This window comes from Bacillus sp. FSL R5-0431, from assembly GCF_038002985.1.
Taxonomy (GTDB): domain Bacteria; phylum Bacillota; class Bacilli; order Bacillales; family Bacillaceae; genus Bacillus.
This window is the reverse complement of the sequence record NZ_JBBOOG010000001.1, coordinates 1720161-1740828: the sequence shown is the minus strand read 5'-3', so window position 1 is coordinate 1740828 and position 20668 is coordinate 1720161. Positions and strand designations below refer to the sequence as shown.

Sequence of the window (20668 nt, the reverse complement as noted above, 5' to 3'; positions counted from 1 at the left end):
TCTATATATTGTTTTTATATATAAAAAATTATATAATCTAGTGGAATAAAAAAATGAGGTGCTTAGGCATGGAACATATGAAGAATTTATTAGCGAGTTATATTCCTTTAGCAAAATCTACTGCAAAAATGTTTGGACCAAATTGCGAAGTGGTTATTCATGATTTAACGAACCCTCAAGCATCTGTCATGTTTACAGTAAATAACCATGTGACAGGAAGAGAAATCGGCCAATCATTTGATCATCTAGTAAAGACTGTATTACAATCAGAAGATTTTAAAGAAGATTATCTTGCTGGTTATACATTTGTAACAGAAGATAAGCGTACGATTCGTTCTTCGACTTCATTAATACGTGATTCAAAGCAAAAAGTGATTGGTGCTTTCTGTATCAATTTTGATGTTGAAGCCCTAAATCAAATGCAACATTTTATGGATACTTTTCTTTCTACACAAGTGGAAGCTCAAGAGAAAGAAACAACATCAAATGATGATCTTGAAAATGTGGAAGAAATAGTAGATCAATTGATTCAACAAATCATTCAAAACAGTGTTCATCCAGTTATGAAACGTCATGAAAAAATTGAACTAATTAAATTTATGGATGAAAAGGGCATCTTTTTAATGAAAGGATCTGTTGAGAAGGTCGCATCTATGTTAGGCATTTCCAAAGTAACCGTCTATAGCTATTTGGATGAAATCAAAAATAAATCGAGGTAAGGAGCGTCAAAATGGAAAGCATACTCGAGGTAGGAAATCTAAAATCAAACGGACACTATGCATTCGCAACCATTCATCAAAACACGGTCTATGTTTCAGGACAATTTGCCATCAATCCCGAAACGAGAGAAAAAGAATTCGGCACTATTGAAGAAGAGACATTGCAAGCGCTTAAGAATGTGGAAATGATTGTAGAAGCTGCTGGAAGTAAAAAAGAAAAGATTTTGCGCATGACATTATACATTTCGGATATTCATTTATGGGACAAAGTAGATGCTGTTTATACTGAATTTTTCGGTGAACATAAACCAGCACGTACTATTGTACCAACTAATGAATTACATTTTGGTTTCAAAATTGAAATTGATGCTATTTCATATATTTAAGATATTTTTTTGCCTATGATATATAAAAAATTATATTCTATATAAAAAAGTATTCGAAGGAGTTGATGATTGATGAATCAATTGATTTGTAACCATTGCGGGAAAAAGTATGAGATGACACCAACTCTATGGAAATGTGATTGTGATGGAGTATTAAACCTGGTGAAAGATACCCCAAAAATAGATATCGCAGCTTGGGATCACTATCCAAACTCATTATGGCGTTATGTTGAAACCATGCCATTTTCAAAAGGTTCTAAGACTTGGGAAACTGTCACAATGGGGGAGGGTCAATCACCTTTAATCGTTCTAGATCCTAATGAGCCAAACACTTATGTAAAAGTTGATTATATGATGCCGACCTTATCCTTTAAAGACCGAGGAGCCGCTGTTTTGATGACAAAAGCTAAGGAACTCGGGGTATCAAAAGTGATTGCTGATAGTAGTGGGAATGCAGGAACGGCGATTGCAGCTTATGCAGCACGTTGTGGTATTCCCTGTGACATCTATCTTAGCGATGAAACTTCGCCTAAAAAGGTCGCTCAAATAAAAGCACATGGAGCAACGATTAAAGAAATTCACGGGACACGAGAGGACATTGCAGCTGCGGCACAAAAGGCAGTAGACAATGAAAACGTTTTTTATGCAAGCCATGTCTATAACCCTTATTTTTTTGAAGGTACTAAAACATACGCCTATGAAATCTATGAGCAACTAAAAGGAGCACCTGATGCTTTAATCATTCCGGTTGGAAATGGTACTCTCCTCCTAGGTGCGTATTATGGCTTTAAAGAGTTATTTGAAAATGGTCTCATTCATAAAATACCGAAAATCGTTGCCGTACAAGCGAAAAACTGTGCACCCCTTGTGAAAGCGTATCAAAATAAAGAGGAATCAGCATCACCTGTTACGAATAAAGGGACCTTAGCAGAAGGGATAGCCATTGCTGCCCCAGCTCGTTCCAAACAAATTTTAGAAGCTGTACAAGATACGAATGGTACGTTTATTGATATTGAAGAAGATGAGATCCTGAATGCACGATCTAAACTGAGTGAGAAAGGATTTTATGTCGAAGTGACATCTGCAGTTAATTTTGCCGGCTACATGAAATATAAAAAGGAATCAGAAGAAACCATTGTCATACCTCTTTGTGGTGCAGGGATTAAATCAAAATAACCCTATTAGAATTGTCTCTCTTTGAAAATATGGAAATCCGCCATTGCGAAGCAGATTGGTCTTACACCGACTTCCATTTGAAAACTATCAAGATGACATCATTCCATTGCTGGATCTTTAGGATTCTGATAGTTACTTAATGCCAGATGTGTGTAAGACCGTTGCAGTTAGATTGCGTCAACTAATCCGCACTTGGCCTGATGATGATATAGATAAAAAGAACGCTCTCTATTTGGTAGGAGGAATGGAGCTAGCGCATCAACAAAATGAGCCATTGGGATTTATATAAGAATAGGAATTGTCATATGACAGACCATTGAAAGAAATGTAGATCCATTTTATGCTTTATAAACAATAGTCAAATAAGGATTCTACAATAATCAATTTTTTTGATGAATAAAAAATAAAAGAAAAAAACATTAATCAATAATTTTAACGCGAATAAATTTTTGTTCAAATCATATAATCAATTGATTATATAAGTATTCAGTTATATAATATTGGAGGATTTGATAACAGGGACCGTCACCAATATTTAAAAGAGGGAGGGAATCATTGTGACTTCAGATGTTTCAATTGGTTTGTTACATATGTCGAATTGTTTAAAAATACTCAGTGATCAAACAAGACTCATTATGATGAAATTGTTTTTGGAGAAGGAATATTGTGTTTGTGAACTGGTAGATATGTTCGAAATGAGTCAACCAGCGATTAGTCAGCATTTACGAAAATTAAAAAAAGCTGGATTTGTTCATGAGAACAGAAAAGGGCAGTGGCGTTATTATTCAATCAATACACTGTCTCCAGAATTTGAGACGATTCGTATCATCTTAAATCAAATTGATAAAGAAGATGACCTTTTAAAAAGTATACAACATAACGCAACAAACATTTCTTGTTCGTAAGGAGGGATGGGTTTGAGTTTTGCCGTTTTATCATTACTCATATTTTTGTTAACTTTGGTATTGGTTATTTGGCAGCCAAAAAATTTATCCATAGGGTGGTCCGCATGTGGAGGGGCCGTTTTAGCATTAATCGTAGGTGTTGTGAATGTTGACGATGTGATCACCGTGACAGGCATCGTTTGGAATGCGACTTTAGCTTTTGTTGCCATTATCGTCATTTCACTCATACTTGATCGAATCGGCTTTTTTGAATGGGCAGCATTGCATATGGCAAAGGCTGCAAAAGGCAGTGGGCTGCGTATGTTTGTGTATGTGACCATCCTTGGTGCAATCGTCGCTGCTTTATTTGCAAACGATGGTGCAGCACTTATTTTGACACCCATTGTTTTAGCCATGGTCAGAGCATTACACTTCAATGAAAAAATTGTATTCCCTTTTATTATCGCGAGTGGGTTTATTGCAGATACAACTTCGCTTCCCCTTGTCGTAAGTAATTTGGTGAACATTGTAACAGCCGACTATTTCAACATTACGTTTATTGAATATGCATCCAGAATGGTCGTTCCAAACCTTTTTTCATTGCTAGCGAGTATCACTGTACTGTACCTTTTTTTTAGAAAGAGTATACCTAAACGCTATGATCTGACTGAGTTAAAGCACCCTAGTGAAGCAATAAAAGATCCAAAGATGTTTAGATTATCTTGGTATATATTAGCTTTTTTATTGATTGGTTATTTTGCATGCGAATTTTTATCTATACCTGTATCGGTCATAGCTGGTGTGATTGCCATTTTATTCTTGGTCATTGCACAAAAAAGCCCTGCTGTTCAAACAAAAAGCGTTCTAAAAGAAGCACCATGGGCGATCGTTTTCTTTTCCATAGGTATGTACGTTGTTGTGTATGGCATGCGAAATGCAGGGCTCACTGATGCTCTTTCAAGCGTGATCCAAGCTGTAGCAGATCAAGGTTTATTGGCAGGGACTCTTGGTATGGGATTTATCGCAGCAATGCTTTCATCTGTCATGAACAATATGCCGACTGTCATGATTGATGCATTAGCTATATCCGGTACCGATACACAAGGAATAATGAGAGAAACGTTAATTTACGCAAATGTCATTGGTTCTGATTTAGGACCAAAAATTACGCCCATTGGCTCCTTAGCAACACTACTATGGCTCCACGTCCTTTCTCAAAAAGGTGTGAAGATTTCCTGGGGCACATATTTCAAAATAGGAGTCATTTTAACTGTACCAACACTATTCATTACACTTTTAGCTTTGTATTTCTGGCTATTGATTATACATTAAAGGAGACGATCAACATGTCAAAGAAAACAATTTACTTTTTATGTACCGGTAATTCTTGCCGCAGTCAAATGGCTGAAGGTTGGGCTAAAAAACACCTTGGTGATGAGTGGAAGGTTTATAGCGCTGGTATTGAAGCTCATGGATTAAATCCGAATGCTGTAAAAGCAATGAAAGAAATAGGGATTGATATTTCTAATCAAACGTCTGACCTGATTGATCAAAAGATATTGCATCACGCTGACTTAGTCGTAACACTATGCGGTGACGCAGCTGATAAATGCCCGTTGACTCCTCCTCATGTCGAACGTGTCCATTGGGGCTTTGATGATCCAGCAAAAGCAGAAGGAACAGAAGAAGAGAGGTGGGCATTTTTCCAAAGGGTAAGAGATGAAATTGGAGATCGATTGAAACAGTTTGCTGAGACTGGAGAATAATATCTTTTATATGTGAAAGGAGACATCAATTCAGTGGATTGCGATGATCGAGTATGCAAAAATTCTATGGGATTGGCTAATAAGTCAAGCAAAGGAAAATGAGTGTGAACAATTTCATTTAGATTCTGGTGTTCATAGGCATGATGCACATAGATTCTACCTTAAAGTTGGATTAGATATTACTTGTCACCATTTTCAAATGTCTCTTTAACAAATGGATGGTCAGCATCGATTAGGTGGAATTAAGTTATATTTAGAAGAAACAAATGCATTCATTAATGTGCCATTTTTAGCTTTTCATTATTTGGAAGATGAAGAAAAGATCAGTTTATTTGATACTATCAACACTAAAGCTAAAGGTATAGGGTCTTCTTTAAGCCGATATCTAAAAAAGGAGAGAAGAAGAATTATGGAGATAACGCCTGTAGTATTAATAGGAGATAGAGTAAAGATACAACCTATGGAAGATTATCACGTACAGGAATTATTTGATGCGGGAAACAATCCAGATATATGGGCACACATGCCAATGAGGGTTCAATCGATTGAAGATATGAAGTCCCTTGTGAATGGAGCACTTCAAGCGAGAGAGCAAGGAAGCGAATTTCCTTTTGTTATCTTCGATAAGAATTCGGGGAAAATTGTGGGAAGCACTCGTTTTCTTAATATATCCATACCAAATCGTAACTTGGAAATTGGTTGGACATGGCTGTCTCCAACTGTTTGGCGAACTAGAATAAATACAGAATGTAAGTATCTTCTTTTGAAACACTGCTTTGAAACACTTGAGACAATTCGTGTTCAGTTGAAAACAGATAGCAGAAATGTGCGGTCTCAGCAGGCAATTGAACGGTTGGGTTTGGTAAAAGAAGGGGTGCTTCGGAATCATATGGTTATGCCTGACGGGTATTTAAGAGACTCTGTGTATTACAGTGTAATCGACCAAGAATGGGTGCTAGTGAAGGACAAATTGGAGAGTATGCTACAATAATCTCGTATTTTCGAAGTGTTGCTTATAAAACTAAAGGGTGCTTTGACTTAACAAAGGAGGTAGCTGCGGCACCTCCTTTTCTTATTGAACAAACGGAGCAACTAACTTTACTTGAACAATTATGACCCTAAAAAATATACATATAATAATAATTGTAGAGGTTTTTGATATTACATACAAAAGAGGCAGTTGGAGATGGATAAGAGGGACTGTACAACAATGGATCCACATTTACCTTCTAGTACATATGAAGCTATGAAGACGAAATCTTATTCATTTCTTTTTATTAGTTTACATAATATATATTCTAGGAAGTTACAGCACAAATGAATTTCTCTTGTCTCAAATCTAAGTATACTTATCTTATTGAGACAAAAAAGAAAAAATCAAAATCCTTGTTTATTCGCCAGATTTTAATTCACCAAGATATTTTATGATTTTCGCAGGATTTCCGCCAACCACGACGTTTGCTGGAACACTTTTTGTCACAACGGCACCAGATGCTATGACAGCATTGTCGCCAATCCATACGTGGTTTCCAATGGTGACTGGTTTGCCGAATTCAATGCATTTTGCACGTTCTATCGGGTCAAGCGGGTGTTCAGCCGTATAATTATGTACATTCGGACCTAATAAACAGTGATGTCCAATGGTAATTTTGCAAACGTCTAATAATACTGCATCAAAATTTGCAAAAAATGCTCGCCAACCTCGATATTGTATCCGTAATCGCACTGCAGCCTTCCTTCAAAAACGACATCATTTCCGCAAGCGCCTAATAATTCCTTTAAAATGGATGTTCTTTTTTCTGGCTGATTGGTTTGCTGGTATGTAAATGTCAAATGTCTCGCTCTTTTTCGATCTGCAATTAGGGTTTGGTCACACTAGATACATAATGTTCTCCTTGGATCATTTTTTCCTTTTCACTTTTCATGTTGATCCTCTCCTCCCCTTCTATTTATCCTGATACATCATTTGGTAACCAATTGACCATTCGACATATTCCAAATGACGTCTGAACCTGTGATAGCGCTGCCTTTAAGTTTGTTTGTACATTTCTGGCTCAATCCCGTCTCCTTTCACCGACATGCTTCCTCCCCATTATGTTTATTTTAAAGAATTGGGAAGGCAAGATTCCTTTTGACTAGAATTGTTCATGTTCCTGCCTCAAGTTATTTACGAATCAGCCCATCTCATTTATAATCGAGTAGATTTGTTCAGTAACAGATACATCTTTAAATGTGAGGGATTAGATGGAATTAAAGTGGTATAAAGCGATCATAGGTATTTTCACGATGTCTGGTATTTCCATCTCTACATGGTTTTCACGGACACCGGAAGTCAGAGATTTATTACAAGCCAATACAGGAACGATGGGACTTATTTTACTTGGCTTATCTGTTGGTTCAATTGTTGGGCTTGTTCTTTCAAATGTATTTGTTCGAAAAAAAGGCGGACGAGTGGCGATTGTGATCAGTGCTTTTTTGATGTTCCTTGGTTTCACCACTCTTGCCATTGGTTCAACACTCTCTTCTATCTTTGTCGTCACTGCCGGTCTATTTCTTTTTGGAGCAGGCTCAGGTATGTGCAATGTGGCGATGAACCTAGAAGGGACAGAAATTGAATACAGTATTAAGAAAACCATTTTGCCTATATTGCACGCTTCCTTTAGCATTGGCACTTTAATTGGAGCGGGAGCTGGCATTCTTTTTATCCATCTAGGGGTCTCTGTGTTGAATCACCTACTTGTCATTGCCCTTCTTTTCTTTCTCAGCATCTTGATTTGTACCCGGTTTATTCCGCACGGGACAGGAATGGATCAGCTTGAGAAGCAGTCAAATACAATAGATGATACTCAAACGGCATGGCTGAACAAACGAACGGTCTCTCTTGCGATGATCGCCTTATGTCTTGCATTTGTCGAAGGGTCTGCCAATGATTGGATTCCACTTGCGATGGTGGATGGCTACCAGGTTTCACATTCCATGAGTACAGTCATCTATGCTTTATTTTTATGCGGGATGATTAGCGGCAGACTAATCAGCGGACGTTTGATCGATCGTTTCGGCAGGGTGTTATTGCTAAGAATTGCGATTTTATCAGCAGCCGCCGGACTATTTCTGGTCATTTTAAAGATTTCACTTGTTGTATGTATGATATCGATCTTTTTATGGGGACTTGGCGCTTCTTTAGGCTTCCCGCTAACCATTTCTGCAGCTGGCGATGATAGCCGGTACGCCGTGAAACGCGTCAGCATTGTGACCTTATCAGGTTACACAGCCTCTCTTTCTGGGCCGCCTATATTAGGGCTGCTTGCCAATCAAGTAGGACTGCTTCATGCCTTTATTTTTGTTTTATTCGCCATATGTATTGCAGGAATCTTCACAAAAGCTGTCGCGAAACCGCGTACATTACAAGTTCACTAAAAGTGTCTGATCCTCGATCATGGCACTTTTTTTAAATTAAAAAAATAAAATTGAAACCTTTCATGAAGTGAAACAGTCCTATAAATGTCCTGATGTTTATCGCTTTTTTAAAGAGGGAAAGTAAAAAAATAAGACTTTTCAAATAACAGAAAACGTGGTAAGATCATGAAAATAAACAGGAAGGGGTGAGATAAATGAAAAAAAATATGCTGCTAAAATTAGCTGTCTTATTCATAGCACTTGCAAGTTTTCATTTGTTCTCAATGCCTCATTCCGTTCAGGTATACCATCATGCAAAGGTGGTTGCCGATCAAGAATCACATGAAATGAAAATCGCTCAGACAATGGGTGATGAAAAGAAACAAAAACATGTGAGCGCAGTATTTGCCGCATTTACAGTACTGCTGATGATTGGCAGTATGACAGCTGGATTTGCACGCATCACTCATACTGATCAATTTGACCGGAAAAAGAAGCATTTACTTGCAGTATTCTATCAATCTTCTTATTTCCGACTATCTCGTGTTTAACCCAACCATCTAAATCAAAACAAAAATTGGGAGGTTTTACACGATGTTATTTTTCTTAAGAGTATTCATTCTAGGTCTATTCTCTGTCACTTCACTTTCTCTTTTCGTCTACCAAGGAATTGAAGTAGTGCACGCCATTACAAGCATGTTTGGCAACCACGAGAGCTAAATGACCCGTATATAAAAGAAACCCCCTGTTTATCGCAGGGGGTTTTCGTTTGCTTATTTATTGTCATCTGGTGCAGGTTGAGGTGTGACAAGGACATGTGTTACTTCTCCCTGCTCTTCCTCATCTACAATAAATGATCCATTGCTATAGCGGTCATTCGCTCTTAAAGTAAAGATATCAAGCGGAATCGTTGTACCCTTATCCGTATCAATCTCAAGTGTATCGTGCAGTGATGCAGCAATAACAGCCACAATACGGTGCGGGTTTTTCTTTAATTCTCTTAGCATCAGAACTCCGCGTTTGGCTCTAGATGTTTTATCAAATTCAGAGAGGTTCATTCGCTTCATAGCCCCTCTTTGTGTCGTCAGTACGAGGACATCGTTTTTCGGATCAATGATCTGGCCAGAGACTACTTCGTCCCCATCTTTCAAGTTGATACCTTTGACACCGGCCGCTCTCGGACCAACAACACTTACTTCTTCTTCATCAAACCACAATCCATAGCCATTCTTCGTCGCAATAAACAATTCCTGCTGTCCTGTTGTCACATGAACATCCACGAGTTCATCGTCCCCTTTTAGGTTCAAGGCGACAAGCGGTTTCGAATAGCGCTGCGCTTTATATTGAAGAAGCTCTGTTTTCTTCACCATTCCACCTTTTGTAAAGAACAGAAGATACGACGTTTCATCAAATTCTTTAATTGGTATGGCTTTTTGAATTGATTCATCACGATCAATTGAAATGATATTCGTAATATGCTGCCCCATGTCTTTCCAGCGTATGTCTGGCAGCTGATGAACTGGACAATAAATATAGCTCCCTTTATTCGTGAACAATAGGAGGACATCCGTTGTATTCATTTCAAACTGATGAATCAGGCGGTCTGTATCCTTCATGCCAAAGTCCTTACCGTTAGATGCAGCATAGGAGCGCTGACTTGTCCGTTTGATGTACCCATCCTTCGTCACCGTGACGTAAACATCCTCTGAGGCGATCATCACTTCAAGGTTAATCTTAATTTCTTCGATTTTTTCCTCAATGACAGATCGTCTCTCATCAGCATATGTCTTTTTGAGCTTTTTCAAACTGTTTGTAATGACCTTTAGCAACTTTTTCTCGTTACCTAAAATGTCTTCAAGTTCTGTTATACGCACATCAAGCTCACTAGCTTCGTCTCTTAATTGCGTAATATCCGTATTCGTTAAACGATATAACTGGAGGGAAACAATCGCTTCTGATTGTGCTTCTGTAAAGTCATATTTCTCCATCAAGTTGTTTTTCGCATCTCGCTTATCATTAGAGGAGCGGATTGTGGCAATGACTTCATCTAAGATGGAAAGCGCCTTAATTAATCCGTCTACAATATGGTGGCGTTCCTTCGCTTTTCGAAGCTCATATGCTGAGCGGTTCGTCACCACTTCTTTTTGATGGGCAATATATGCATCAAGTATAGTTGTCAGCGTCATTAAAGTTGGTCTACGATTATGTATCGCCACCATATTAAAGTTATATGGAATTTGCAGATCTGAGTTTTTATATAAGAAATTCAAGACACCATTTGCATCTGATTCTTTTTTCAGCTCTACCACGATTCGAAGCCCAGTTCGGTCAGTCTCATCTCGAACCTCTGAAATTCCTTCAACTTTTCTTTCGATTCGGAACTCGTCCATCTTTTTGACAAGATTGGCTTTATTCACTTCATAAGGAATTTCTGTGATCACGATTTGCTGGCGTCCGCCGCGGATGGTTTCAATTTCCGCTTTTCCGCGAATCATAATCTTTCCTTTTCCTGTTTCATAAGCCTTCTTAATGCCGTCGACCCCTTGAATGATACCGCCTGTTGGGAAATCTGGACCTTTGATGACTGTCATTAAATCCTCAACCGTACAATGCGGCTGTTCGATTCGTTTAATGACACCATCAATCACTTCTCCCAGATGATGCGGCGGGATATCGGTGGCATAACCTGCTGAAATCCCTGTTGATCCATTCACGAGAAGGTTTGGAAACATCGCTGGTAAAACAACTGGCTCCTTGCTTGTATCATCAAAGTTTGCGACAAATTCGACCGTTTCCTTGTCTAAGTCCTTTAATAGCTCTGAAGCAATGGCAGAAAGCCTTGCTTCCGTATAACGCATGGCAGCAGGCGGATCTCCATCGATACTCCCGTTATTCCCATGCATCTCAATGAGCACATTTCGTACTTTCCAATTCTGACTCATTCTCACCATCGCTTCATAAACAGATGAGTCACCGTGCGGATGATAGTTACCAATCACGTTACCGACTGTTTTCGCGGCTTTACGGAAGTTTTTATCTTGCGTGTTTCCTTCTGCGTACATCGCATATAAGATTCTTCGTTGTACAGGCTTTAGTCCATCTCGCGCATCTGGAAGCGCACGGTCTTGGATAATATATTTACTATAGCGACCAAACCGGTCTCCGATCACTTCTTCTAATGGTAAATCATGAAATCGTTCTTGTTGTGCCATGTTTAAACCTCCTCAGCTAGCGACAAGTTTTCATTTTCAAGAATGTTGCTTTCCTCATCAAGTCCAAAGGCGACATTCTTTTCAATCCATTTACGTCGTGGTTCTACTTTGTCACCCATCAATGTCGTGACGCGGCGTTCCACACGTGCAGCATCGTCGATTTTGACCCTGACAAGTGTTCTCGATTCTGGATTCATTGTCGTTTCCCATAGCTGGTCGGCGTTCATTTCACCTAAACCTTTATAGCGCTGAATCGTGTACCCTTTTCCAACTTTCTTCAGTACGTCATCCATTTCTTCATCAGACCATGCGTACTCAATGATTTCTTTTTTCCCTGAGCCCTTGCTGACTTTATATAAAGGCGGTAGTGCAATAAACACTTTGCCATGCTCAATCAGCGGCTTCATATAGCGGTAGAAGAACGTCAGTAGAAGCACTTGAATATGCGCTCCATCTGTATCAGCATCTGTCATGATCACGATTTTGTCATAATTGATGTCTTCTACATTAAAATCGACACCGACGCCTCCACCGATCGCATGAATAATGGTGTTGATTTCTTCATTTTTGAAAATATCAGCAAGCTTCGCTTTTTCTGTGTTGATGACCTTTCCACGAAGTGGCAGCACCGCTTGGAATTTACGGTCACGCCCTTGCTTTGCTGATCCGCCCGCTGAGTCGCCCTCTACTAGGTACAATTCGTTTCTTGCCGGGTTTCTAGATTGAGCAGGTGTTAATTTTCCGCTCAGTGTTGCTTCGGACTTTTTCCGTTTCTTGCCGCTCCTTGCTTCTTCACGTGCTCTTCTAGCAGCTTCTCTTGCCTGCTGCGCTTTAATCGCTTTTTTCACAAGAAGAGTGGCTGTTTCCCGGTTTTCTTCAAGGAAATAAGCCAGCTTTTCAGAAATAACAGCATCAACAGCCGAGCGAGCCTCACTTGTCCCAAGCTTTCCTTTTGTCTGGCCTTCAAATTGAAGCAGTTCTTCAGGAATTCTGACAGAAATAATTGCTGACAGTCCTTCGCGAATATCAGTGCCTTCTAAATTTTTGTCTTTTTCTTTTAAAAGGGCTACTTTGCGCGCATATTCATTAAAGGCTCTCGTCATCGCCGTTTTGGCACCAGACTCATGCGTACCGCCATCTTTTGTTCTGACGTTATTGACGAAAGAAAGAATATTCTCCGAGTAGCCGTCATTGAATTGAAAAGCAAAATCTACTTCGATGGATTGATGCTCTCCTTCAAATGAGACCACTTCACTCAGAACATCTTTTTCTTCATTTAAATAAGCAACGAAGGCTTCAATGCCCGTCTCATAATAAAAGGTTTCTTGTACATCATGTCGTTCATCAATCAGCTCTATTTTTAATCCTTTTAATAAAAAGGCAGATTCTCTTAAACGTTCTGATAAAGTATCGAAGTTATAGGTCGTGACACTGAACATAGTTGGATCAGGTTTAAAATGAATCAGTGTTCCTGTTTTTTTCGTTTTTCCGACTTTTTCAAGTGATGTGGCAGGCTTTCCGCCGTTTTCAAAGCGCTGATGATAAATAAAGCCGTCGCGTTCAATTGTGACAGTGAGCCATTCTGACAGCGCGTTTACTACAGATGCCCCAACTCCGTGAAGCCCACCACTTGTTTTATATCCGCCTTGACCAAATTTTCCGCCTGCGTGAAGGACCGTTAAAATGATCTCAGGTGTCGGTTTTCCAAGCTTATGCATACCAGTAGGCATCCCGCGTCCTTTATCCTGGACGGAAATGCTATTATCTTTATGTATTTTGACAATGATATGATCTCCATGGCCAGCGAGCACTTCATCGACAGAGTTGTCTACAATCTCATAGACAAGGTGATGAAGACCGCGTGAATCCGTAGACCCAATATACATCCCTGGACGTTTACGGACCGCTTCAAGTCCCTCTAGCACCTGAATAGAATCATCGTTATAATCTACTTGCTGCTTTTTAACCAAATGCTTAATCCCCTTTCACTAACAAACATAACCGGCAAACCATCAAATGATCTCTCTAGATTTTAATGATGATCATGCTGCTCATTACTGTCCACTTTAATAAGCTGCATCATCACCATGCATGTGTGAATCAACAAAACATGCTCTTTTGCACGGCTATGAGAATGTTCTACATTCTGCAATCAGAACTAGAAGTCCATTATAAACAAGACTGTTTGATAAGCCAAATGCAATCATATGATGGTTTTCACAAAACAGAACAAACGTTCCATCTTCATCTTATCGCTCTTTTTCTTGATATGCAAGGTCACCGCTATGTCCCTGTCGCCTTATTTTATCGCTTTCTTCTAGAATCGCAAATATATTTCTGCAACAAAAAAGCAAAAATCCTTGAAAACCAAGGATTTTTGACGATTTAATGAGTTTTTGTCATTGCATGAGCCACCTTGATACATAAATCCATGATGGCGACCTTGCCATTTTCCTCAATCAGCCTTTTCGCTTCTTCGTGATAGATGCCTTGCTGCGCCCAAAAAACAGGTGCGTCCATTTCAAGAAATTCTTCTGCCACCTCGGGCAAAAACTCTGAACGTCTAAAGACATTGACGATATCAACAGGATCTTTGATGTCCTTTAAAGAAGCGACTGCTTTCACACCAAGTGCTTCATCAATCGTTGGGTTCACCGGAATGATCTCATATCCGGCATCTTGCATCGCTTTAGACACCATATAAGACGTTCGGTGCGGCTGATCTGATAATCCAACAACAGCAATTCGTTTACTGCTCTTTAATATACGGCCAATTTCTTGTTTCGTAGGATGATTCATCCAAACACCCCTTTTCCTCTATTTTAGCGAACTTCTGCTTAAAAACAAAGCTGAATCCATCTGCTTTTGATTTTTTCAAAAAAAGATCCCCATGTTTTTCATAAGATCATGTTAAAATGTAAGACAAGAGGGAGAATATAAAGGAGTTATGCAGATGTTAATTGCTTTGATGTTTATTTTGGCTTATCTTCTCGGCAGTATTCCATCCGGTCTCATTGTCGGGAAAGCTGCAAAGGGTATCGATATCCGTGAACATGGCAGCGGAAACCTAGGTGCAACGAATGCATTTCGTACACTTGGCGTAAAAGCAGGGTCTATCGTGATTTCAGCTGATATTTTAAAGGGAACCCTTGCTTCTGCTTTACCGTTTTTCATGCAACTGGACATTCATCCCTTATTAGCAGGAGTTGCTGCTGTTATCGGTCACAGCTTTCCTGTCTTTGCAAAATTTAAAGGGGGAAAAGCAGTCGCTACATCTGGCGGCGTGTTATTATTTTATGCCCCATTCTTATTTATTACGATGATCGCTGCTTTTTTCTTATTTTTATACATTAGTAAATATGTTTCACTATCATCTATGCTGACCGGTATCTATACATTCATTTACAGCATTTTCACCAAAGACGTATTCTTAATCATTGTTGTTGCCGTTCTAGCTGGTTTTGTGATCTACAGACACATCGCCAACCTCAAACGAATCCTCAACAAAACTGAACCGAAAATCAAATGGCTCTAGCCGTTTCATAAGTTTCATTATGTGGTAAAAGGAAAGAAAAGCTGTTTTTGCATCCTGCATTTAAAAAAACAGCATGACTTCAAAAAGGGGCGATCACATTGAAATTAACGATAAAAGAAGATGCACTCAATTGGTACAAGGATGAACTAGATTTAGAAAAAGGTGATCAAGTTCGCTTTTTTGTGAGATATGGCGGGTGCAGTAATGTACAAAAAGGCTTTTCTCTCGGCGTCGCAAAAGATGAACCTCAAAATGCCGGCGCAACCGCTGAAATAGAAGGTATTACTTTCTTTGTTGAAGAAAGTGATATTTGGTATTTTGACAACCATGATCTGCATATTGATTATAACGAGTCCGTGAAAGAACCAGAGTTTCATTATGAATAAACAAAAAAGATACCTCATCCCTCGGGTATCTTTTTTGTTTTATCCTTCAATATATAGCCCATACTCTTGAATGTTTCCTAAAGACCGCTCCTTTTGCAGGATTCTTTTTTGTGGTTCACCAATCAAGTCAAAGTGTGGAAATCCTGCGCGGTCATGAATCCATTCTTTTTTGAGTCCATGTTTTTCTCCCCACTCAATTAACTGCTTCATATCCTGACAAGCTGCTTTAGTGACGGTATTGGCATGCGGGAAACGGTCATCAAGCCAATAATGGGTTAAAAAGGCCAGTTCTCCTTGCTGGACAGCTGATTTCCACGCATTTAGATCGCTTCTTTTAATACCAAACGCCATGAATTAAACCTGCTTCTTCGACTGTTCGTATACTTTGTGCCAGGCAGGAAAAGCTTTTCTAAATTGAATAGGTCTAAAAGTTTCTTTGTCTACACAAATATGTGAGGTTGTCCCTGTAATCGCTGTTTGCCCATCAGGCTTTTGAATTTCGTAGCCATACACCGTTTTGAGTCCATTGTATTCTTCAATCCACGTATGAACTGTCGCTGTTTCACCGTACAGCAATGGTTTTTTATATTGCACCTGTAAATCTATAACGGGTGCAAGAGCGCCATCTGCTTCTAGCTGCGCATAGGAAAATCCTAATTCTTTAATCAGTGCTGTTCTGCCGACTTCCATCCAGATTAAATAATTGGCATGATACACGATGCCCATTTGGTCTGTTTCTGCATAACGGACTTCTATTTCTTTTTTAGATACATACACGTTTTCATCGCTCTCCTATCAAAACCTAAGCTCTCTGCCATTTTACCACAATCGAAATGGTTCTTCTAAAAGGAGGCAATAAAATAAACCAGGAATCCCTGGTTTATTCGGTATAGCCATTTTTTCTTGCTGCTTCTTCGTCCTTGATCTCAGAACGCATGGCATCAATACTCATTTTTCTATTTTCATTTTTTTGCTTGATCATCTGTTTTTCTTGATCTGTCGAAAGGGCCATCGCTGCTTCAGATTCATCGATATTGTCAAGGGTGTTTTCGATCATATCTTGCAGCTTTTCAACATTATCAGAACGATCATCTGGATTGGATTGATATGACTTTCCATTCATCATGATTCCCTCCTTATTCGCCCTTCGTCTGTATGACATCAGGCTGTTCATTTGATTTATTATGCATCTTTTTTCCTTTATTACGTTTGTATGCTACAGGTTTTGTCCCTAAATGGTCTGGTGTAAACTGCGCTTGTTTATCATGCTCTCTGCCCATCATTCATCCCTCCCTCTTCTTTAGGATGAACGAAAAAGGATAATTCATAACTTATTTCTGTCTAAAACGCTCTTCCAACTTTTCTTCAAGCTGGTTTAAAAATTCCTCATTGCTTAATAATTCTTTTTTATTTTCAAGTACAAGCTCTTCAAATGTACGTCGTTTTCTTCTTCTCATTGTACTCACCTCCAGTGTTTGTATTTCATTTTCGCCAAAACATTTAGAAAATAAGCAAAAAAGCTGAATCATTATAGATCCAGCTCTTGCTCAATTTCTTTTTTTGTCAGCATTTGATGCTTTACAGACACGATTCGTCCTTTTTCATCTAATATGTATGTCGTGGGGTATGAAAGCACCTGATATCGTGCTTGAATGCCTTTTTGATCCAATAAAATAGGAAAGCTCAGCTTTAATTCATCTGCAAATGCTGCAACATGATCTACACTTTTTTCAGTGGTCGTCAAATTCACTGCAAGTACTTCGACCTGATCATGTTCGCTTCTAATTGCGTCTAGATCCGGCATTTCTGTCCTGCATGGCTTACACCATGTCGCCCAAAAATTGACGAGCACCTTTTTCCCTTGGTAATCAGATAACGAGGCCGTTTGACCATCAAGGGTTTTAAGTTCAAAATCAGGGGCTTGATCCCCTTTTTCAAGACCGATTGCGGGCTCTTTTGGTCCAAGTAAATTCCACGCAAGTAAACCAATCAACACAAGTAAAACAGCGCTTGCCATTCCTTTTTTCCACATGATTGATCCTCCACTATTTTAAAAAAGAAGAGAAAGCTGTCTAGGCGCCTTCTCTTCTTTGCTGTATGAGTATTAATTGCTTGCCAATTTTTCACGAAGTACCATTTGAAGGATACCACCATGACGATAGTAGTCAATTTCGACTTCACTGTCAAAGCGAACAACCACTTCAAATGTTTTCTCATTGCCATCTGCATCAATTGCTTTCACAGTGACAAGATCACGTGGACGAACTGTTTCATCAACTTCAACTTCAAATGTTTCTGTTCCTGTTAGTCCATAAGTTTCTGCACTTTCTCCGTCTTTAAACTGTAACGGAAGTACACCCATGAAGACAAGGTTACTTCTGTGGATACGCTCAAAGCTTTCAGCTAGAACGAATTTAATTCCAAGAAGGTTTGTTCCTTTTGCAGCCCAGTCACGCGAAGAACCCATTCCGTAGTCTTTACCTGCTAAGATTGCAAGACCTGTTCCATCTTCTTTGTAACGCATGCATGCATCATAAATGGATGTCACTTCACCAGTTGGCCAATAAGTTGTATATCCGCCTTCTGTCCCTGGTGCAATTTGGTTCTTAATACGGATGTTTGCAAAAGTACCTCTCATCATGACATGGTGGTTACCACGGCGAGATCCATATGAGTTAAAGTCTCTAGGCGATACGCCTCTTTCTTGCAAGTATTTACCCGCAGGTGTGTCTTTACCAATCGCTCCAGCAGGAGAAATATGGTCAGTTGTCACAGAGTCACCGAACTTGGCAACGACGCGCAAGCCTTTAAGCGGTTCAACTTTACCAGGTTCAACTGATAGGTTTTCAAAGAATGGCGGGTTATCAATGTATGTGGAATTTTCATCCCATTTATACAGTGCATCATCTGTCGTTTTAATTTCATTCCAGCGGTCATTGCTATCAAATACAGTTTCATACTCTGAACGGAAGAGTTCAGGTGTTACTGTGCTTTTCACGACGCTGTTGATTTCGTCCATTGATGGCCAAATATCATCGAAATAAACGTTCTCACCATTTTTATCCACACCGATAGGGTCTTTTGTTAAATCAATATTCACCGTACCAGCAAGTGCATACGCCACAACTAATGGTGGAGATGCAAGGTAGTTTCCTTTCACAAGCGGGTGGATACGCCCTTCAAAGTTACGGTTACCTGATAAAACAGAAGTGATCAGCAGATCATTTTCAGAGACAGCATCCTCGATTTCTTGCGCAAGCGGTCCTGAGTTTCCGATACATGTTGTACAGCCATACCCAACGATGTTAAATCCGAGGTCTCTTAAGTATGGAAGAAGTCCTGAGTTCACGAGGTATCCTGTAACAACCTTAGAACCTGGTGCTAGTGACGTTTTCACGTAGTTTGGCACCTTCATACCAAGCTCACTTGCTTTCTTCGCAACAAGACCTGCTCCGATTAAGACGTATGGATTCGATGTATTCGTACAGCTCGTTATCGCTGCAATCGCAATCGCACCTGTCTTCATCACAGCTTTTTCACCATTTGCTAGATCAAATTCAATTTGTTTATCCAGCTCTGATTTTTCTAAGCCAAACCCTTGGTTACCAGCTGGGCTTTCAATGTGCTGATGGAACGTCTCTTTCATTTCAGAAAGTGGAATCAAATCTTGTGGACGCTTTGGACCAGATAAGTTTGATTCAATTTGAGAAAGGTCAATTTCCACAACATCCGTAAAAATTGGCTCTTCTGCATCTGGCGTATAAAATAAGCCATTTGCGCGAGAATATTCTTCAACGATATTAATTTGCTCTTCATCACGTCCAGTAAGGCGAAGGTAAGCAAGAGCTTCCTCGTCTACTGGGAAGAATCCGCAAGTAGCACCGTATTCAGGCGCCATATTCGCAATCGTTGCACGATCCGCTAACGGCAGCTGTGCAACTCCAGGTCCGAAGAATTCAACGAATTTGTTCACTACGCCTTTTTCACGCAGAACTTGTGTCACTTTTAATGCAAGGTCAGTTGCAGTCGTTCCGTTTGGAAGCTCTCCAACTAATTTAGCACCAATGACTTCTGGTACTGGGAAGTATGAAGGCTGACCAAGCATACCAGCTTCTGCTTCAATACCGCCAACGCCCCATCCAAGTACGCCGATACCGTTGATCATGGTTGTATGAGAGTCAGTACCAACCAATGTATCTGGGTAAGTGATGATCTCACCATCTTCTTCAATCGCATGAACAACACTTGCAAGGTACTCTAAGTTTACTTGGTGAACAATTCCTGTTGCAGGCGGAACAGCTTGATAGTTATTAAACGCTTTCTTTGCCCAGCTAAGGAAGTTATAACGCTCTGCGTTACGTTCGAATTCTAAATCCATGTTAATGTTTAAAGCATCTTCAGTTCCAGCCTTATCAACTTGTACTGAGTGGTCAATGACAAGGTCAACTGGAATTTCAGGGTTAATTTTATCCGGATCCCCGCCTACATCTGCCATTGCTTTTCTTAAAGAAGCAAGGTCAACGACGGCTGGTACACCCGTGAAGTCTTGTAAAATAACACGAGAAGGTTTAAATGGAACATCAATTTCTTTGACCTCGGCAGTTCCCCATTTTGCCAAGTTTTCAACGTGTTCCTTCTTGATCACTCTACCGTCTACTTGGCGAAGCACTGATTCTAAAAGTACCTTAATGGAATAAGGCAGCTTAGAAACATTTCCGATTCCTTGTTTCTCTAGTGCTTCTAACGAATAATAGTGATACGTTTTCCCATTTGTCGAAAACGTTTTTCTAGATTGAAAAGCGTCTTGTTTAGCGACTTGCTGCTGTTTCGACATGTCCAAAATCCCCCTTTTGATGATCAAGATCAATTTCAATTCTCAGAAAAATCGTCGTATTTCACCACAATTTTCTCACAATTTCATCTTAAAACAAATTCATACATAAGTAAATAACAATGCTTTTATTAAATTCAATAAGTTTAGCTTATCATCAGGAAATGATTACTCTTCATAAACCAAGCAGGGCGGGATCATACTACAATTGAGGTGATAGAACATGACAAAACGCAAAGCAAATCATGTGATTGACGGCATGAACGCAGCCAAAAGCCAAGGGAATGGTGCAGGTTATATTGAAGATGACCAACTCGTTTTAACAGAAGAACAAAGACAAAACAATAAAAAACGTAAAAAAAACCAATAAGAAAGGA

At 39.5% G+C, this 20668-nt stretch carries 23 protein-coding genes and 1 pseudogene; 13 read left to right on the top strand and 11 right to left on the bottom strand.

Going from position 1 to position 20668, the window contains the following annotated elements; translation table 11 throughout:
- Positions 1–68: 68 nt before the first annotated feature.
- From MKZ03_RS08665 to MKZ03_RS08635, 7 genes are all read left to right on the top strand, one after another.
- A complete protein-coding gene (locus MKZ03_RS08665; protein ID WP_106042043.1) occupies positions 69–719 on the top strand; it encodes a helix-turn-helix transcriptional regulator in 651 nt (216 codons plus the stop codon).
- 11 nt (positions 720–730) lie between these two features.
- Positions 731–1105 (top strand): RidA family protein, encoded by a 375-nt coding sequence (locus tag MKZ03_RS08660; RefSeq protein WP_307499688.1) that lies wholly within the window; start codon positions 731–733, stop codon positions 1103–1105.
- Between the two features lie 72 nt (positions 1106–1177).
- Positions 1178–2281, top strand: a complete 1104-nt coding sequence (locus tag MKZ03_RS08655; protein WP_340876051.1) for a threonine synthase — start codon at positions 1178–1180, stop codon at positions 2279–2281.
- Positions 2282–2838: 557 nt separating this feature from the next.
- Positions 2839–3186, top strand: coding sequence for an ArsR/SmtB family transcription factor (locus tag MKZ03_RS08650; protein WP_307499685.1), 348 nt, complete (start codon positions 2839–2841; stop codon positions 3184–3186).
- 12 nt (positions 3187–3198) lie between these two features.
- A complete protein-coding gene (locus MKZ03_RS08645; RefSeq protein WP_334749298.1) occupies positions 3199–4497 on the top strand; it encodes an arsenic transporter in 1299 nt (432 codons plus the stop codon).
- Between the two features lie 14 nt (positions 4498–4511).
- On the top strand, positions 4512–4931 hold the full coding sequence (arsC, locus tag MKZ03_RS08640) for an arsenate reductase (thioredoxin) (protein WP_307499683.1): 420 nt from the start codon (positions 4512–4514) through the stop codon (positions 4929–4931).
- A 214-nt stretch (positions 4932–5145) separates the two neighbouring features.
- Complete coding sequence (locus tag MKZ03_RS08635) at positions 5146–5922, top strand: GNAT family N-acetyltransferase (RefSeq protein ID WP_334749297.1); 777 nt, start codon at positions 5146–5148, stop codon at positions 5920–5922.
- A 399-nt stretch (positions 5923–6321) separates the two neighbouring features.
- Here the strand turns inward: MKZ03_RS08635 and MKZ03_RS08630 are convergent.
- Positions 6322–6856: pseudogene (locus tag MKZ03_RS08630) on the bottom strand (sugar O-acetyltransferase).
- 319 nt (positions 6857–7175) lie between these two features.
- On the opposite strand from MKZ03_RS08630, the gene MKZ03_RS08625 reads away from it, so the two are divergent.
- The 3 genes from MKZ03_RS08625 (at position 7176) to MKZ03_RS08615 (ending at position 9047) form a co-directional block, all read left to right on the top strand.
- Positions 7176–8348: an MFS transporter gene (locus MKZ03_RS08625; protein ID WP_341031554.1), complete on the top strand. Its 1173-nt coding sequence runs from the start codon at positions 7176–7178 to the stop codon at positions 8346–8348.
- Between the two features lie 194 nt (positions 8349–8542).
- The gene (locus tag MKZ03_RS08620; RefSeq protein WP_034660789.1) at positions 8543–8878 is read left to right on the top strand and encodes a hypothetical protein; all 336 of its coding nucleotides are present in this window, start codon (positions 8543–8545) and stop codon (positions 8876–8878) included.
- A gap of 43 nt (positions 8879–8921) precedes the next feature.
- Complete coding sequence (locus MKZ03_RS08615; protein ID WP_008343787.1) at positions 8922–9047, top strand: hypothetical protein; 126 nt, start codon at positions 8922–8924, stop codon at positions 9045–9047.
- A 53-nt stretch (positions 9048–9100) separates the two neighbouring features.
- Here MKZ03_RS08615 and parC read toward each other — a convergent pair whose 3' ends face one another.
- The 3 genes from parC to MKZ03_RS08600 form a co-directional block, all read right to left on the bottom strand.
- Complete coding sequence (parC, locus tag MKZ03_RS08610) at positions 9101–11539, bottom strand: DNA topoisomerase IV subunit A (RefSeq protein WP_341031553.1); 2439 nt, start codon at positions 11537–11539, stop codon at positions 9101–9103.
- A 2-nt stretch (positions 11540–11541) separates the two neighbouring features.
- Positions 11542–13509, bottom strand: a complete 1968-nt coding sequence (gene parE, locus MKZ03_RS08605; RefSeq protein ID WP_060596429.1) for a DNA topoisomerase IV subunit B — start codon at positions 13507–13509, stop codon at positions 11542–11544.
- A 415-nt stretch (positions 13510–13924) separates the two neighbouring features.
- Complete coding sequence (locus MKZ03_RS08600) at positions 13925–14338, bottom strand: CoA-binding protein (RefSeq protein ID WP_034660785.1); 414 nt, start codon at positions 14336–14338, stop codon at positions 13925–13927.
- A 154-nt stretch (positions 14339–14492) separates the two neighbouring features.
- Between MKZ03_RS08600 and plsY the strand changes: the two genes are divergently transcribed.
- Both plsY and MKZ03_RS08590 read left to right on the top strand, forming a co-directional pair.
- Positions 14493–15074: a glycerol-3-phosphate 1-O-acyltransferase PlsY gene (gene plsY / locus MKZ03_RS08595; protein ID WP_060596428.1), complete on the top strand. Its 582-nt coding sequence runs from the start codon at positions 14493–14495 to the stop codon at positions 15072–15074.
- Positions 15075–15172: 98 nt separating this feature from the next.
- Entirely contained in the window at positions 15173–15460 is a 288-nt protein-coding gene (locus MKZ03_RS08590) for a HesB/YadR/YfhF family protein (protein ID WP_003210876.1), read from the top strand.
- A 39-nt stretch (positions 15461–15499) separates the two neighbouring features.
- Here the strand turns inward: MKZ03_RS08590 and MKZ03_RS08585 are convergent, their stop codons facing one another.
- From MKZ03_RS08585 to acnA, 7 genes are all read right to left on the bottom strand, one after another.
- Entirely contained in the window at positions 15500–15811 is a 312-nt protein-coding gene (locus tag MKZ03_RS08585) for a hypothetical protein (RefSeq protein ID WP_341031551.1), read from the bottom strand.
- 3 nt (positions 15812–15814) lie between these two features.
- Positions 15815–16237: an acyl-CoA thioesterase gene (locus MKZ03_RS08580; RefSeq protein WP_034660781.1), complete on the bottom strand. Its 423-nt coding sequence runs from the start codon at positions 16235–16237 to the stop codon at positions 15815–15817.
- 103 nt (positions 16238–16340) lie between these two features.
- Positions 16341–16583, bottom strand: coding sequence for a small acid-soluble spore protein Tlp (gene tlp, locus MKZ03_RS08575; protein ID WP_003211760.1), 243 nt, complete (start codon positions 16581–16583; stop codon positions 16341–16343).
- A 13-nt stretch (positions 16584–16596) separates the two neighbouring features.
- Positions 16597–16740 carry an acid-soluble spore protein N gene (locus tag MKZ03_RS08570; protein ID WP_008357830.1) on the bottom strand — a complete coding sequence of 48 codons (144 nt, stop codon included), beginning with the start codon at positions 16738–16740 and terminating at the stop codon, positions 16597–16599.
- A gap of 51 nt (positions 16741–16791) precedes the next feature.
- Positions 16792–16917 (bottom strand): FbpB family small basic protein, encoded by a 126-nt coding sequence (locus MKZ03_RS08565; protein ID WP_003211002.1) that lies wholly within the window; start codon positions 16915–16917, stop codon positions 16792–16794.
- A gap of 71 nt (positions 16918–16988) precedes the next feature.
- Entirely contained in the window at positions 16989–17492 is a 504-nt protein-coding gene (locus tag MKZ03_RS08560; RefSeq protein WP_307499679.1) for a TlpA family protein disulfide reductase, read from the bottom strand.
- A 72-nt stretch (positions 17493–17564) separates the two neighbouring features.
- A complete protein-coding gene (acnA, locus tag MKZ03_RS08555) occupies positions 17565–20294 on the bottom strand; it encodes an aconitate hydratase AcnA (RefSeq protein WP_341031547.1) in 2730 nt (909 codons plus the stop codon).
- 220 nt (positions 20295–20514) lie between these two features.
- Between acnA and sspO the strand changes: the two genes are divergently transcribed.
- On the top strand, positions 20515–20661 hold the full coding sequence (sspO, locus tag MKZ03_RS08550; RefSeq protein ID WP_034660777.1) for a small acid-soluble spore protein O: 147 nt from the start codon (positions 20515–20517) through the stop codon (positions 20659–20661).
- The last annotated feature ends 7 nt before the right edge of the window (positions 20662–20668 follow it).